A 15,538-nucleotide genomic window follows, 5' to 3' on the forward strand; every position below is an offset into this window, starting at 1 on the left:
CTTGTTCCTATTCCCCGGAGGGTACGCGCTTGAGGAACGGGGCCAGTACGACGACCACCAGCGAAAGCGCACCGGCAAAAAGGAAAGCCCAGTGCGCGCCATGGGCCGTGGCGGCGGCCTCGTTCATGCCTTGGGCCGCACCGGACTTGGTGCCACGGGTCAGGAAGGTCATCAGGAAGGCAGTGCCGGCCGCGCCCGCCAGCTGCTGCAGGGTATTGAGGATGGCGGAGCCGTGCGAGTAGAGCTCGTCTGGCAGGGAGGCGAGGGACGTCGTCATCAGCGGCGTCATCATAAGCGCAATGCCCAGGGCAAAAAGGATGTGCATGCCAATGACCATCCATACCGCGCTGTCCTCGTTGAGCAGGGTCATCAGCCACGTGCCCGCGGCTAGGAGCAAGGCGCCGGGGATCATGAGCGGGCGGGGCCCGTGGATGTCATAGAGGCGGCCGACCATCGGCGAGATGCCGCCTTGGAGCAAGCCTCCAGGCATGACGACGAGCCCGGTGACCAGCGAGCTTACCGCCAGGGAGGTCTGCAGGTAGATGGGCAGGATATTGACCACGCCGAGCAATAGCCCAAACATGAGCAGCATGCCCAGTACCGCCACGGTGAAGTTGGGAACCGTAAACGGGCGCATGTCCAAAAGGGCGCGATTGTCCTTGGCCAAGCGCAGCTGGCGGCGGGTGAAAAGCGCCAAGGCCACGAGGCCGACGATGAGAACGACGATGTCTACGAGGCCATCTCCCTCCAACATGTTTTCCAGGGACGATACGGCGTAGACCAATCCGCCGAAGGCGAAGACGGACAGCACGACGGACGGGAAATCCAGCGGGGTATCGCGCTTATCCCCCACGTTGACCAGGCGGAAATAGCCGGCGGCGCAGATGAGGCCAAGCAGCGGCGCCATAGTCCAGAAGATGACGTGCCAGCTAGACATGCTCAACACGAAGCCACCTACAGTGGGGCCGAGCGCTGGGGCGACGGAAATGACCACGGAGATAATGCCCATTACGCTGCCGCGGCGCTGCGGCGGGACGAGGGTCATCGCCACCGTCATCAGGGTGGGGATCATCAAGGCGGTGCCGGTCGCCTGGAATACGCGGCCCACCAGCAGCACGCCGAAGGCCGGGGCGAGCGCCGCCAGCACCGTACCGGCAAGAAAAACGCCCGACGATGCCAAGAAGATTTGCCGGGTGGTGAACTTATCCATGAGAAAGCCGGTGGTCGGGATGACCACGCCCATGGTGAGGAGGAAACCGGTAAGCAGCCACTGGGCGGAGGTCGCGGGGATGCCGAAGTCCGCCATGATGGTGGGCAGCGCCACCGACAGGGCGGTCTCGTTCAGGATCATCACCATCGCGCCGAGAACGAGGATGGTGAGGTTGATTTTTACCTCTGCGGAAATGTGGGGATCTGGTTTCTGAGACACCCAGACAGGATACTGAGGCCGCGGGTGCGGGGAAAGTCGAGGAGTATAGTTTTAGTGTCTTCATCCGCGCGGTGAGACCGCGCCACCCGAGCCTAAAGCGAGGTACACCCCAGTGCGTTTTCTCAACGATTCCCATCCGCCGTACGAATTGACCTACTCCGACGTATTTATGGTCCCGAGCCACTCCGAGGTGGGCTCGCGCCAGTCGGTAGACCTCACCACTGAGGACGGCACCGGAAATACCATCCCGCTCATCGTGGCCAATATGACTGCCGTGGCCGGGCGCCGCATGGCCGAGACCATCGCCCGGCGCGGCGGGCTGACCATCCTGCCACAGGACCTCTCCTTGGAAGCGGCCGCAGAAACCATCGCCTCTGTTAAGGCGGCGGACTTGGTCTATGACACCCCAATTACCGTGAAGCCGCACCACACCGTGGGCTATACCAGCAACCTTTTGCACAAGCGCGCCCATGGTGCCGCCATCGTGGTCGAGGGGAACATGCCCATCGGCATCATCACCCCAAAGGACCTGCGTGGGCAGGATAACTTCACCGCCGTCGGCCAGCTGATGACCACCGACTTGGTCACGCTGCCGGTGGGCATTGACCCACAGGAGGCCTTTACCAAGCTGCGCAAGACCTCCCGCAAGCTAGCCCCGGTGGTCAACCCGGATGGCACCTTGGCCGGAATCCTCACGAGGAAGGGTGCGGTGAGGGCGAAGATGTACAGGCCGGGCGTCGACAAGCAAGGCCGCTTGCACATCGGTGCTGCGGTGGGCATCAACGGTGACGTGGAAGGTCGCGCCCGTGCCCTAGCGGAGGCCGGTGCTGATGTCCTCGTCATCGATACTGCACACGGACATCAGGAAAGCATGCTCACCGCGCTGCGCAAGGTGAAGGCGCTGGATCTGGGGCTTCCCATTGCCGCCGGCAATATTGTCACGGCCGAGGGTGTGCGCGAACTGGCCACGGCCGGCGCGGACATTATCAAGGTCGGTGTGGGCCCGGGCGCGATGTGCACCACCCGCATGCAGACTGGCGTGGGCCGCCCGCAATTCTCGGCCGTCTTAGAATGCGCTGCGGCCGCCCGGGAGGTAGGCGCCCATGTTTGGGCCGACGGCGGCGTGCGCGACCCGCGCGATGTCGCCCTCGCACTGGCCGCGGGCGCCTCCAATGTCATGATTGGCTCTTGGTTCGCCGGCACTTTTGAATCCCCAGGTGACCTGCACAAGGATGCCGACGGCGCCTTTTATAAAGAATCCTTCGGTATGGCCTCGCGCCGGGCGGTGCGCGGCCGCAATTCCGATACCGAGGCCTTTGAGCGCGCCCGCCGCGAGATGTTCGAAGAGGGCATTTCTACCTCCCGCATCTACCTCGACCCCGAGCACGGCGGCGTGGAGCACCTGGTGGACCGGATTATCTCGGGCGTGCGCTCCTCGTGCACCTACGCCGGCGCCGATTCCCTGGCCGCCTTCCGCGAGCGCGCCACCGTGGGCGTGCAGTCCGCCGCTGGCTTTGCCGAGGGGCAGCCACGGGCCACGAACCGCTAAAACAATAACCCCAGTGATGTGCAGATGGCCTGCAGGGATCGCTCTGGGGCTTTCAAATGCGACACTACCATGGGAGCCATGACGCCTCAATCAGCTACCCAACGCCAGCTAATTGAATGGTTTTCAGCTCCCAGAATGAGGAGATTCCTCGATCATCCTGACCCAGCGGCTCTTTATCTATGGAACACCCGCGTCTCGAAGGCATTCCTAGAAGATATTCAGCACACTGAGGTACTTCTGAGGAACCACATAAACACAGCACTCTCGGCCAAGTACGGCCCAGAGTGGTTTGACTCCCCAAAAATTCCTTTCACTTCCCAATCCAAGAAAGCAATAACAAAAGCCCAGAGACGCACCAATTTCAATAAGAATCGGAACACAGGAAAGGTAATCGCAGAATTGAATTTTGATTTCTGGCGATACCTGTTGACCACGACTTATCAGACGACGATCTGGCCATGCCTTCACTCCACCTTTTCCTCACGGGTTTCCCGAAAGGATTTCGAGGCTCAGGTACAAACCATTTACACCTTTCGAAACAGGGCAGCCCACCATGAACCCATCATTAGGGACTGCCGCGACATTGAAGAGAAACAATTGGACAACATATCAACAGCAATTCACAAAGTTTGTTCCTGGATCTCCCCGGAAGCGGCCTCCTGGATACTCGAACAGTCAAGAGTTCGAGTGCTAAGAAGCCAGCGTCCCTAGAAGCCCTCCGCTCAGCACGTGCTACGTTGACAGATATGTTGACTCGCTATGACCAAGCGGCCTCCCGCGCGGCCGCGCAGGTTATGGGGCAGTACTCCACCAGCTTCTCCCTGGCCACGCGGCTTTTGCGCGGGCGGGTGCGCGCCGATATCCGCCACCTATACGCGGTGGTGCGCATTGCAGACGAGCTTGTCGACGGCGCCGCAGCCCAAGCCCACACCGACCCCGCGGCCGCACTGGATGCCTACGAAAAGACCATTCTGGCCGCGCCGCAGCAGCGACTGCACACCGACCCGGTTGTGCACGCTTATGCCATCACCGCTCGCCGCTGCGGCTTCCACCGCGAGCACCTTGTTGCCTTCTTTAGCTCCATGCGCGCGGACCTGACCCATCGCGAATACTCCCCGTCGGAGCTGCAGGACTATATCTACGGCTCAGCGGAAGCCATCGGGCTATTGTGCCTGCAAATTTTCTTGGCCGAGGAGAACGTCTCCCCTGCCGACCGCGCCGCCATGGAGCGCGGCGCCCGCGCGCTAGGGTCAGCCTTTCAGAAGATTAATTTCCTGCGTGACCTGCGCGAGGATAGCTCCACTTTAGGCCGCACCTATTTTCAGCAGGCCCCATCTGGTCGGATTGATGAAGCCACCAAGTCCGCGCTCATCGCAGAGATCCGCCGAGAGCTCGCCACCGCCGCGCTCACCATAGACTTGCTCCCGGCTTCCGCGCGGGTGGGTGTGAGCGCGGCGGCGGATATCTTTGCCGAGCTCACCAATCGCCTCGCCGCCACCCCGGCTACGGCGCTTGCCACTACGCGGGTATCCGTGCCGAACCACACCAAGGCTTGGCTCGCGGCCCGCGCGGTGCGCCGTCGCGGCCACGGCAGCCAGACCTCGCCCACTGCCCAAAACTAAGGAGAACGTCATGCACGCCGTTGTCATTGGAGCCGGCATCGCCGGCCTCGCCACCGCCGCTTTGCTCGGCCGCGAGGGCTACGAGGTCACCGTCGTGGACTCGCTGGATGAGGTAGGCGGGCGCGCCGGCAGCTTCGAGGAAGCCGGCTTCCGGTGGGATACCGGCCCGTCGTGGTACCTCATGCCCGAGGCTTTCGATCACTTCTTTGCGCTGTGTGGCACCTCCACCGAGGCAGAGCTGGACTTGGTGGACCTCTCCCCCGCCTACCGCGTCTTTCACGGCGATGCGCCGGTGGACGTGCACTCCGGCACCGAAGAAGTTACCGCGCTTTTCGAGTCACTGGAGCCCGGCGCGGGCGAGAAAGTCCGGGAGTACTTAGCGCAGGCCAGCGATACCTATGACATGGCGCTCAAGCACTTCCTTTACACCACCTTCTCCGCGCCGCTGAACCTGGTGCACCGCGATATCCGCACCCGGATTTCGCGCCTCATGGCTCTGCTGACGGTGAACCTAAAGCAGTACGTGGGCCGAACGTTTTCCGATGCCCGCCTGCGCCAAATCTTAAGCTACCCGGCGGTCTTTTTGTCCTCCGAGCCGGCCGCCGCACCAGCACTGTATTCCTTGATGAGCCACACCGACCTGGTGGAGGGCGTGCGTTACCCGCAGGGCGGCTTCGCCGCCGTGGTCCAGGCCATCTACCGGCAGGCTCAGAAGTTTGGCGCCACCTTCCGCTTGGGCGAAGAGGTGACCTCCATCAAGGTCGCCAACCGTAAGGTCACCGGCGTGCGCACGAATAAGGGCGCCATCCACGCCGATATCGTGGTCTCGGCGGCGGACATGCACCACACCGAGACCCAACTTTTGCCGCCGCAGTTGCGCACCTACCCGGAGCGCTACTGGGGCCGGCGCAATCCCGGTCTGGGCACCGTGCTCATTTTGGCCGGGGTGAAGGGCGAGCTGCCAGAACTAGCGCACCATACGCTGCTTTTTAGCCAGGATTGGGATCCGGATTTCCGCGCCGTCTATTCCGGTCCGGAGCCTTCCCGGCCGTTGGGTGCCTCGGAATCCATCTACGTGTCCAAGACCTCGGCCACCGACCCGAGCGTAGCGCCCGCGGGCCACGAAAACCTCTTCATTTTGGTGCCGGTGCCGGCCGCGGAGGCGCCCGGGTTCGGCGATGCCTACCACGCAGAGGCATCCGAGCGCGTCGCCGCGATTGCCGACGCCGCCCTTAACCACATCGCAGCCACAGCCGGGGTGCCGGATTTGGTGGAGAGGGTCGTCGTCAAGCGCACGCTCGGCCCGGCCGATTTTGCCGAGCGCTACCATGCTTGGTCGGCCGGTTCTATTGGGCCTGCGCACACGCTGCGGCAATCGGCGTTTTTGCGCGGACGCAATGCCTCGCGCAAGGTCGATGGACTCTATTACGCCGGTGCCACCACCGTGCCGGGCGTCGGCGTGCCAATGTGCCTGATTTCGGCTGAGAACATTATCAAGCGCCTGCGTGGCGATACCTCCGCCGGGCCACTTGTGCGCTAAATGCTCTAGGTATCCAGCAAAACTACGCGTCCGCTCCCGCTCATATCTAAGCATTTGGGCAGGCGGTTTTCAGGCTCTGCGTCGTCTAAGAATTTCGGCGCAGAAACATCACACTGCCAGCCATCGACTTTGAGGAAGCCACGAGTATTCATTTCCTCCAGCTTAAATTCGTGGTGCACATAGCTATCCACGACCTGCATAGCTTTGGTGCAGTTCGTGCCATCGACTTGCACGTAGACGTTCTTTCGTCCCCATTGGGTATCTATCTGGCCACAGATAGTGCCCAGTTTTGCAGAGCCGTTGGAATCGGGCGTAGGCGGGAAGTTATCCGCATAGTACTGACCGTTATCTTTTACGGTGAAATGATGGCCCTTCGCCGTGACCGTGAACTCGTCCGAGTTTGGGGCCTCGAAGGTAACGCCTTCAATTTCAACCTTCTCCCCTGCCTTGAGCTGTTTCGGTGGAGTCAGGTCACCTGGGTCCACCACGCCAGACGGGAAGAAGCCCTCCCCCTTTTTGAAGCTGACCATATTAGCCTCCCACTGCGGCTGGTTTGGGTCTGGCATTAGGGGTGGATCTGCAAACTGCACGGTGCACCACGGCCCTTCGGAGAGTTCATTAAAGGAGCACCAGACCTTTTCATCGGGACTTTTAACTCCCCATGCCTTCGACTGCGCGTATTCGGGACCCTTCGCCAAAAAGTCCTCGGCCGAGCGCATCGTGAGACCGGAGTCATCCACTTTCTTATCTGATTCGGTGGTTTCTTCCGCTGTGGTCTCTGGAGAGGAAGCCTCCGCCGAGCTAGCTGCGGTGCTTTCGGTCATCTGTGGGCGGAATTGGGGCGCTTCCTCGTTACCGTCAGCAGAGGAACACGACGCAAGCCCGACGGCCAATACAGGTAGGGCAAGGATAGGGAGAATTCTTTTCATGTCCTGCATTTTTCCATGCGGTGGGAACCTGTGCTGACCTTTCGCAGCATGAATGTGGGAAGAAACACCAGCTGAAAATAACAAGGCCGTCAGCCCGCGCGGGCTGACGGCAAAGCGAGAGGACGCTAGGTGCTACTTCTGCTCCGGTTTAACCAGTGGGAAAAGCACGGTTTCGCGGATTCCCAGGCCGGTCAGGGCCATCAGCAAGCGGTCCATGCCCATGCCGGTGCCGGCCGTAGGCGGCATGCCCTGCTCCATTGCGGCAAGGAAGTCTTCATCCAGCACCATGGCTTCGTCATCGCCACCGGCGGCCAGGCGGGCCTGATCCTCAAAGCGCTCGCGCTGGATAACCGGGTCCACCAGCTCGGAGTAGCCGGTTGCCAGCTCGAAGCCGCGGACGTAGAGATCCCACTTCTCGGTCACGCCCGGCTTGGAACGGTGCTGACGAGTCAGCGGGGAGGTCTCGACCGGGAAGTTCTTGACAAAGATGGGGCCTTCCAGCTGGTCCTCGCACAGGACCTCCCAGATTTCCTCCACCAGCTTGCCGTGGCCCCAGCCGCCGTCCTTGGGGACGTCAAGGCCGATGACGTCGGCAATGCCCTTGAGCGTTTCAACGTCGGTAACGATGGTGACCTCCGGCTGGCCCGGGAACTTGCGCTGCAGGGCCTCATTGAGGGAGGGGTACATCTCGATTTCGGGCCACTCTTCGCCGCCAAAATCGAACTCAGTGCCATCCGCCAGGGTGACGGTGGTCGAGCCAAAGACGTCGCGCGCTACGGCCTGGATGGACTCGCGCGTCATGCGGGCGCAATCGTCGTAGTCGCCCCATGCAGCATAGGTCTCGAGCATGGCGAACTCCGGCGAGTGGGAGCGGTCCACGCCCTCATTGCGGAAGTTACGGTTGATTTCGAAGACGCGGTCAATGCCGCCGACGACGGCACGCTTCAAATACAGCTCCGGCGCGATGCGCAGGTAGAGGTCAATATCCAGCGCATTGGAGTGGGTGATAAACGGGCGAGCGGCCGCGCCACCGTGCAGGGTCTGCAGCATCGGGGTCTCGATTTCAACGAAGTCCTGGCTTTCCAGGTAGTTACGCAGTGCGCGCATGACCTTCACGCGGATCATGGCGTTCTTGCGGGCCTCTTCGCGGATAATGAGGTCGTTATAGCGCTGGCGCACACGGGTATCTTCTGCCATATCGGCAAAGGACACTGGCAGCGGGCGCAGGGACTTAGCGGCCATGGTCCACTCGGAAACCATGATGGACAGCTCGCCGCGGCGGGAGGAAATCACACGGCCGCGCACGGAGATGAAATCGCCCAAGTCAACATCGGACTTCCACGCGTCGAGGCGCTCCTTGCCTACCTCGGCCAAAGAAAGCATGGCCTGCACCTGGGTGCCGTCGCCATCTTGCAGGGTGGCAAAGCACAGCTTGCCGGTATTGCGCATAAAGATAAGGCGGCCGGCAATGGCGTGGGTTACCTCGGTTTCCTCGCCTGGGGCCAGGTAGGTCACGCCTTCTTCCGTGCCCGGCTCTTCGCCCTCGGCCACTACGCGGAAATCGTGGCGCAAATCCTTCAAAGAGATGGTGCGCTCAACGGTGACCGGGTAGGCCTCTACGCCGGATTCCAGCAGGCGATCGCGCTTCTCGCGGCGGATGCGCAGCTGCTCAGGGACATCGTTTACTTCATTATTCTTCTGCTCGCTCACGTTAGCCTAGGGTAGTCGATCCCCACCGCAGCACGCGATTTAGCCCACGCCAACCTCACCCCGGAAAAGATTTACGCATAATTCACTTCACCGTCACCTCCGCGCCAACGCACTGTTACTGAGATCCCCTTATATATATGGCTGTCCCCGTGTCTAAACAATATTTTCAACCCATTTGGAGCAGTAACTATGGCGCTTAAAGGCCGCAACCTTCTCTCTAGTCTCTTTGCCTCCTCTCGTTCCAGCCTGACCTGCACTTACAAGTGCGGTAATGCTTGCTTTGGCGAGTGCGAGAACAAGTCCAATAACCCGTACTTTGCTGACCAGTTCTCCCGCCGTACCGCGCTGCGTGCGGGCAGCCTGTCCGTCGTCACCGTTGGCGGCGGCGCTGCTTTGGCGGCCTGCTCCAACCCGGATGATGCGTCTAATGAGGCTTCTTCCTCCGAGGGCAAGGGCGGCAAAACCTCTGAGGCGAACGTTGAGCTCACCTCCGCAGAGGGCATGAAGTTCGACCCAGTACAGCCAAACGAGAAGGACGAAGTGGTCATCCCGGATGGCTACGAGCAGTCCGTCCTCATTGCCTGGGGCGACCCGCTGTTTGAGGACGCGCCGGAATTCGATGACAAGAACCAGACCGCCGAGGCAGCCGAGAAGCAATTCGGCTTCAACAATGACTTCGCCGGCCTCATCGAGCACCCGGACGATGACAACCGCCTTATCTACGTCTGCTCCCACGAGTACACCACCGAACCGCAGATGTTCCCTAACTACGATGCGGATAACCCCACCGAAGAGCAGGCCAAGATCGGCTGGGCTGGCCACGGCCACTCCATCGTGGAGGTGTCCAAGGTAGGCGATACCGGTGAACTCAAGCGCGAGTTTGGTCCACTCAACCGCCGCATTACCGCTACTACCGAATTCACCTTGGTAGGTCCGGCTGCCGGTTCCGAGTTTGTAAAGACTTCCGCCGATAAGACGGGCAAGAAGGTCAAGGGCACCCTGGCTAACTGCTCCGGCGGTATCACCCCGTGGAACACCATGCTCTCTGGCGAAGAGAACTTTGACCAGTACTTTGCACACGCCAAGCTGGATGACAAGAAGGCACAGGAGTCCCTGGAGCGCTTCGGCTTGGAAGATGGCGAGACCCAGCGCAAATGGGAGCGCTTTGATAAGCGCTTCGACGTCTCCAAGGAGCCGAACGAGCCTAACCGCTTCGGCTGGTTGGTTGAGATTAACCCGCTAGATCCTAAGTCCACCCCGGTCAAGCACACCGCTCTGGGCCGATTCAAGCACGAGGCCGGCAACGTCCACATCGCCTCCGATGGCACCGTGGTGTGCTACTCCGGCGATGACTCCCGGTTTGAGTACATCTACAAGTTCGTCTCCACCAAGAAGTACGAAGAGGGCAATATCGAGCACAACCTCAGCATCTTGGATCACGGCACCCTGTACGTGGCCAAGCTGGAGGGCAACTCCCCCGAGGATGAAATCGATGGCTCTGGCGTTTTGCCAGAGGACGGCTCCTTCGACGGCAAGGGCGAGTGGGTCAAGCTGCTGACCTCTGATACCGAGAACAATAAGTTCGAGTCCCACGTTGATGGCATGTCTGCCGAAGAGGTTGCCGTCTACACCCGTGAGGCCGCCGATAAGGTGGGCGCCACCAAGATGGACCGTCCTGAGGATATGCAGGTTCACCCAGACTCCGAGAAGGTCTACGTCGCCCTGACCAACAATAAATACCGCGGCGCTACCGGAGAGAACGCCAAGAAGAACAAGGAAGAGCCGATGGAGTGGGCTCCTATCAAGGAGAACAAGAACGGCCTGGTCATGGAGATTGAAGATGACCACGCTGGCGAGAAGTTCACCTGGAACCTCTTCCTGGTCTGTGGTGATCCGAAGGAGGCCAATACCTACTTCGGCGGCTTTGATAAGGAGAAGGTATCCCCGATTTCCTGCCCGGATAACCTGGCCTTCGATAGCCACGGCAATCTGTGGATCTCCACCGACGGTAACGCGCTGGAGTCCAACGATGGCCTCTACGCCGTGACCACTGAGGGCGATACCCGCGGTGAGCTGAAGTGCTTCCTGACCGTGCCGGCAGGTGCCGAGACCTGCGGGCCCATCGTCACCGATGAGCGTGTGATGGTCAACGTCCAGCACCCAGGTGAAACCGATGATGCCACCTTTGAAAAGCAGACCTCCCACTGGCCTGACGGTGGCAAGTCCACCCCTCGCCCAGCAGTGGTTGTGGTGTGGAAGAAGGACGGCAACATCGGCGTCGATAAGAAGTAAGCACCACCTGGTTTAAGTACCCACCGCGCGGCCCTCGTTCCTCCGCTGGAACTGGGGCCGCGCTGTTGTTTTCCCTGCCGGCAGCATGAGGTACTGCGCCGCCTGCGCCTTCCAAATATAAATCCACCCGCCGGTCTCCCCCACAGGCTAATACCTATGTGAGTTATGGCATACTATCCGCACGTGTGAGACACGCCACCCAACTGCCCATGAGGAGACGCACACCATGAACTCTCTAGTCCTCGCCATCATCGGCATTGCGATGATGGGCGCCGGCTATCTGCTCTATTCCAAGGTCCTAGGAAAGAGCATTTTCCGGCTATCCCCGAACTACTCCACCCCGGCCCACACCATGGAAGACGGCGTGGACTTTGTGCCTACCAATAAATACGTCCTGTGGGGCCACCACTTCACTTCCGTGGCGGGCGCCGCGCCCATCATTGGTCCGGCTGTAGCCGTCATCTGGGGCTGGGGTCCGGCGTTTCTCTGGGTCACCCTCGGCACCGTCTTCTTTGCCGGCATGCACGATTTAGGTGCGCTGTGGGCGTCGCAGCGCCACAAGGGCCAGTCCATCGGCACGTTGTCTGGGCGCTACATTGGCAAGCGCGGGCGCAACCTCTTCCTCATCGTCATCTTCCTGCTGCTATTGATGGTGAATGCGGCCTTCGCCGTGGTCATTTCGAACCTGCTGGTCTCCACGCCTACGGCCGTAATACCCACGTGGGGCGCCGTCGTCGTCGCGCTGCTTATCGGCCAGGCCATCTACCGCCTGAATTGGAACCTGCCGCTGGTCTCCATCGTGGGCGTTGTCGCGCTCTACGCGCTGATGATCATCGGTGACCGCGTGCCCGTGGTCCTGCCGGATACCGTCCTGGGGATCCCAGCGAACGGCGTGTGGATCATCTTGTTATTCATCTACGCCTTTATCGCTTCGATGCTGCCGGTATGGGTGTTGCTGCAGCCGCGCGACTACATCAACGGCCTCCAGCTCTTTGTGGGCCTGGCCATTTTGTACGGCTCCTTCCTCATTACCCGCCCTACGCTTGCCGCACCGGCGCTGCGCGACAACGTGCCGGAGGACACCCCGGGCATCTTCCCGCTGCTCTTTGTCACCATCGCCTGCGGCGCTATTTCAGGCTTCCACGGCGTGGTGGCCTCTGGTACCTCGTCCAAGCAGGTGGATAAGGAAACTGACGTGCGCTTTGTGGGATACTTCGGCGCCGTGGGCGAGGGCCTACTCGCGCTGGGCACCATCATCGCCACCACCGCAGGCTTTAAGTCCCTGCAGCAGTGGGAAGAGATCTACTCCGAGTGGAATGCCGGCGGCGTGGAGGCCTTCGTACAAGGCGGCGGCGCGCTCATGAATGAGGGCATGGGGATTCCCACCTCCCTCTCCGGCACCATCTTGGCCACCATGGCCGTCCTCTTCGCTGCCACCACCATGGACTCGGGCGTGCGCCTGCAGCGCCTCGTGGTGCAAGAAATTGGCGAGATCATGGGCGTGCGCATCAAGGCCTTGGCCGCCACCGTCATCGCGGTGGGCTTGGCCTTCGGCCTGACCTTCTCCGCCGGCGCGGATGGATCCGGCGGCATGACCATCTGGCCGCTGTTTGGCACCACCAACCAGCTCATGGCGGGCCTTTCCTTGGCCATTGTGGTGGTCATCCTGACCTACCTGCGTCGGCCGACGTGGCCGGTGGTCATCCCGCTCATCTTCGTTACCGCCATGTCACTGTGGGCCGCACTGCTCCAGCTGAAGTCCCTATTTACCAGCCAGAACTGGCTGCTATTCTGCATGGACGTCATCATCGTGGTCGCCGCCATCTGGGTCATTGTGGAAGCCGTCGGCGCCATTTCCCGCGCCCGCAAGGAGACCCCGCTGGAGTGGACCGATGATGACCTTGACGCCCCGCTGCCCGAGCATGCTCGACAAGCTTAAGGCACTTGCGGCCGGGCTCAATGAGTACTACCAGGCCCCGTATCGCGCCAGCTTTGCCAAAGCCCAGCAGCAAGAAGATGATCTCTTCCTGATGCTGGTTGCCTCGGAGGCGCTCGGCATCCCCAACCCGGCCAGTTATTACACCCTGGAGCTTTTGCCGTTGGTCTATGAGGATTTCCACGCCTGGCATACGCGCATGGGAATGGATAGATCCCCGCTGGAGAATATTCAATGTTGTTAGAGGCCGCACCCATCATGTTCTTTGGCGGCAAGGGCGGGGTGGGCAAAACCACCTTGGCCACCGCTACCGCGCTACGCTTGTCCCGCAATCACCGCGTCTGCCTGGTGTCCACGGACCCGGCGCATAACCTGGGGCATATTTTTGGTGCCTCGCTTGGCGACGCCCCCGTAGACCTCACCCCTACCCTGTCCGCCATCGAGATCAACCCTGCACGCGCGACCGAGCAACACCTAGCGCAGGTAGGGAACTCGATGCGCCGCTTTATGCCCGAGCACCTGCACGGTGAGGTTAAGAAGCACCTCGACTTGGCCCGGCAATCGCCCGGCACACAGGAGGCGGCCCTATTGGAGCGCATAGCGGCGCTCGTCGTGGAGGAGTCGGACTTCGACTACCTCATCTTCGATACCGCCCCCTCTGGGCACACTTCGCGGCTGATGGCCTTGCCGGAGATCATGGCCGCCTATACCGATGGATTGCTCTCCCGGCGCGAGAAATCCGATAAATTCGGCTCGCTGGTGCGCGGTATGTCGCAAGGAAGCGGCGCGGATAATGACCCAGTGGACCGGCGCAATCAGGAAATTCGCGCCACGCTTTTCCAGCGCCGCGAGCGCTTTGCCCAGCTGCGCACCGCTCTTACCTCCCCGTGCACCGTGTTCCACATCGTGCTCACCGCTGAGCGCCTGCCTGTGCTGGAATCTGCCGAGTTTCATGCGGACCTCACGAGCAACGGTGTGCGGGTGGGATCCATGCTGGTTAACCGGCGCACCCCGGAGAACCAAGGCGAGTTCTTGGCCGCCCGACGCGCCGCCGAGGATGAGGCGCTCGCACTCCTGCGCACCCAGCTGCCCGATACCCCGGTGCGCGAGGTTCCGTGGTTGCCGGAGGAAGTGGGGACTCCGGGGGCCGTCGGCAAGCTGGCGGCCTACCTCTAGCTCCACCCGCCCGCGCCGCTGTGGGCTTGGGTCTGCTAAAACCGAAACTATGACTTTGCTCACCAACGAATACCTATCCCACTTGCGCGAGGAGGCCGCGGCCGATTCCCGGCTGCGCATCGCGCGCAACGCCATTACCAACGTCGGGGCGGCCAAGGCGGCCCTGGACCGCGACCGCATTACGGCCCTCTACCCCACCACCGAGGTCAAGCTGGATAGCTTGGGCGTATCGGACCAGAAGCGCTCGGGCCGCTGCTGGATGTTCGCGGCGCTGAACGTCTTCCGTCACCGCGCGGCCAAGGAGCTCAACGTTGATAACTTCGAGTTTTCCTTCACCTACCTGCAGTACTTTGACAAGCTGGAACGTGCCAACTTGGTACTCAACCAGCTGCTGGACAAGAAGGACGCCGGCTGGGACGAGCGCACCGTCGCCGCGGTGCTAGACCACGCGGGGGCCGATGGCGGCTGGTGGTGCTTCTTTAGCAACCTCGTAGCCAAGTACGGCGCCGTTCCTGCCGAGGTCATGCCGGAGGTGCGCTCGTCTGGAAATACCGCGGAGATGAACCGCGACCTCGCCACGGTGGTGCGTCGTGCCGCCGCCCAGGACGGACCGCGCGAAGAAATCCTCGCCCAAGCGCGCAAGGATATCCACCGCATCCTGGCCATCCACCTGGGCACCCCGCCGGAGGAATTTACCTGGGCGTATCGCACCAAGGACGAGCAATTCGTGCGGCTGCACTCCACCCCGCGCGAGTTTGCGGATAAGTACCTGCCGAACTTGGACGAGTACGTGGTGCTGGCCGATGACCCCCGCTCCACCAACCCCAAGCATCGCGTGTTTAGCAGCGCCGAGGAGACCAATGTGTTGGGCGGCGCACCGCAGGAGTACCTCAACGTCAGCGCGGCCGAGCTGAAGGACACTGCCAAGCGCAGCCTGGCGGCCGGCGAGCCGGTGTGGTTTAGCTGCGATGTCAACCGCCAGTTCTCCTTCCTCAACAGTGTATGGGACGAGGGATTGGTAGATACTGATGGCCTCTACGGCATCGATTCCTCCATGAGCAAGGAGGAGCGTTTTACCTCCGGCGAGACCGCGCCCACCCACGCGATGGTGCTCACCGGCGTCGATGGTGACCGCGCCTGGCGCGTGGAAAACTCCTGGGGTTCTAAGCCGCCACGCAAGGACGACGGCGAGGACGTGCCCGGCAAGGGCTTTGCCACGATGGCCGATGCCTGGTTTGACCAGAATGTCTTCCACATTGCCGTGCGCAAGGAGCACCTGAGCGACGCGCTTGCCCAGGCCCTTGCCACCGAACCGATTGAGCTTCCCCTCTGGGACCGGATGAACTAAGGAGAAT

Annotated in this window: 11 protein-coding genes; 8 read left to right on the forward strand and 3 right to left on the reverse strand. The window is 61.4% G+C overall.

The window, feature by feature from the left end:
- Nucleotides 1-7 precede the first annotated feature (7 nt).
- Nucleotides 8-1,429 (reverse strand): MDR family MFS transporter, encoded by a 1,422-nt coding sequence (locus BJ985_RS06660; protein WP_179386978.1) that lies wholly within the window; start codon nucleotides 1,427-1,429, stop codon nucleotides 8-10.
- 112 nt (nucleotides 1,430-1,541) lie between these two features.
- Here BJ985_RS06660 and BJ985_RS06665 point away from each other — a divergent pair, with 112 nt between their 5' ends.
- From BJ985_RS06665 to crtI, 3 genes are all read left to right on the forward strand, one after another.
- Nucleotides 1,542-2,978, forward strand: a complete 1,437-nt coding sequence (locus BJ985_RS06665; protein WP_179386979.1) for a GuaB1 family IMP dehydrogenase-related protein — start codon at nucleotides 1,542-1,544, stop codon at nucleotides 2,976-2,978.
- 746 nt (nucleotides 2,979-3,724) lie between these two features.
- The gene (locus BJ985_RS06675; RefSeq protein ID WP_179386981.1) at nucleotides 3,725-4,600 is read left to right on the forward strand and encodes a phytoene/squalene synthase family protein; all 876 of its coding nucleotides are present in this window, start codon (nucleotides 3,725-3,727) and stop codon (nucleotides 4,598-4,600) included.
- 10 nt (nucleotides 4,601-4,610) lie between these two features.
- A complete protein-coding gene (gene crtI / locus BJ985_RS06680) occupies nucleotides 4,611-6,140 on the forward strand; it encodes a phytoene desaturase family protein (RefSeq protein WP_179386982.1) in 1,530 nt (509 codons plus the stop codon).
- 5 nt (nucleotides 6,141-6,145) lie between these two features.
- Here crtI and BJ985_RS06685 read toward each other — a convergent pair whose 3' ends face one another.
- On the reverse strand, nucleotides 6,146-7,069 hold the full coding sequence (locus tag BJ985_RS06685) for a hypothetical protein (protein ID WP_179386983.1): 924 nt from the start codon (nucleotides 7,067-7,069) through the stop codon (nucleotides 6,146-6,148).
- Nucleotides 7,070-7,201: 132 nt separating this feature from the next.
- A complete protein-coding gene (lysS, locus tag BJ985_RS06690) occupies nucleotides 7,202-8,779 on the reverse strand; it encodes a lysine--tRNA ligase (RefSeq protein WP_179386984.1) in 1,578 nt (525 codons plus the stop codon).
- 189 nt (nucleotides 8,780-8,968) lie between these two features.
- Here lysS and BJ985_RS06695 point away from each other — a divergent pair, with 189 nt between their 5' ends.
- From BJ985_RS06695 to BJ985_RS06715, 5 genes are all read left to right on the forward strand, one after another.
- Nucleotides 8,969-11,071, forward strand: coding sequence for a PhoX family protein (locus tag BJ985_RS06695; protein ID WP_049360198.1), 2,103 nt, complete (start codon nucleotides 8,969-8,971; stop codon nucleotides 11,069-11,071).
- 226 nt (nucleotides 11,072-11,297) lie between these two features.
- Entirely contained in the window at nucleotides 11,298-13,010 is a 1,713-nt protein-coding gene (locus BJ985_RS06700) for a carbon starvation CstA family protein (RefSeq protein ID WP_179386985.1), read from the forward strand.
- Entirely contained in the window at nucleotides 12,994-13,251 is a 258-nt protein-coding gene (locus tag BJ985_RS06705) for a cory-CC-star protein (protein WP_005329921.1), read from the forward strand. The genes BJ985_RS06700 and BJ985_RS06705 overlap by 17 nt, the downstream gene beginning before the upstream one ends.
- Entirely contained in the window at nucleotides 13,242-14,183 is a 942-nt protein-coding gene (locus tag BJ985_RS06710) for an ArsA family ATPase (RefSeq protein ID WP_179386986.1), read from the forward strand. The genes BJ985_RS06705 and BJ985_RS06710 overlap by 10 nt, the downstream gene beginning before the upstream one ends.
- 49 nt (nucleotides 14,184-14,232) lie before the next feature.
- Complete coding sequence (locus tag BJ985_RS06715) at nucleotides 14,233-15,531, forward strand: C1 family peptidase (protein WP_179386987.1); 1,299 nt, start codon at nucleotides 14,233-14,235, stop codon at nucleotides 15,529-15,531.
- The last annotated feature ends 7 nt before the right edge of the window (nucleotides 15,532-15,538 follow it).

The sequence above is a fragment of the Corynebacterium tuberculostearicum genome, from assembly GCF_013408445.1.
In the GTDB taxonomy this organism is placed as follows: domain Bacteria; phylum Actinomycetota; class Actinomycetes; order Mycobacteriales; family Mycobacteriaceae; genus Corynebacterium; species Corynebacterium tuberculostearicum.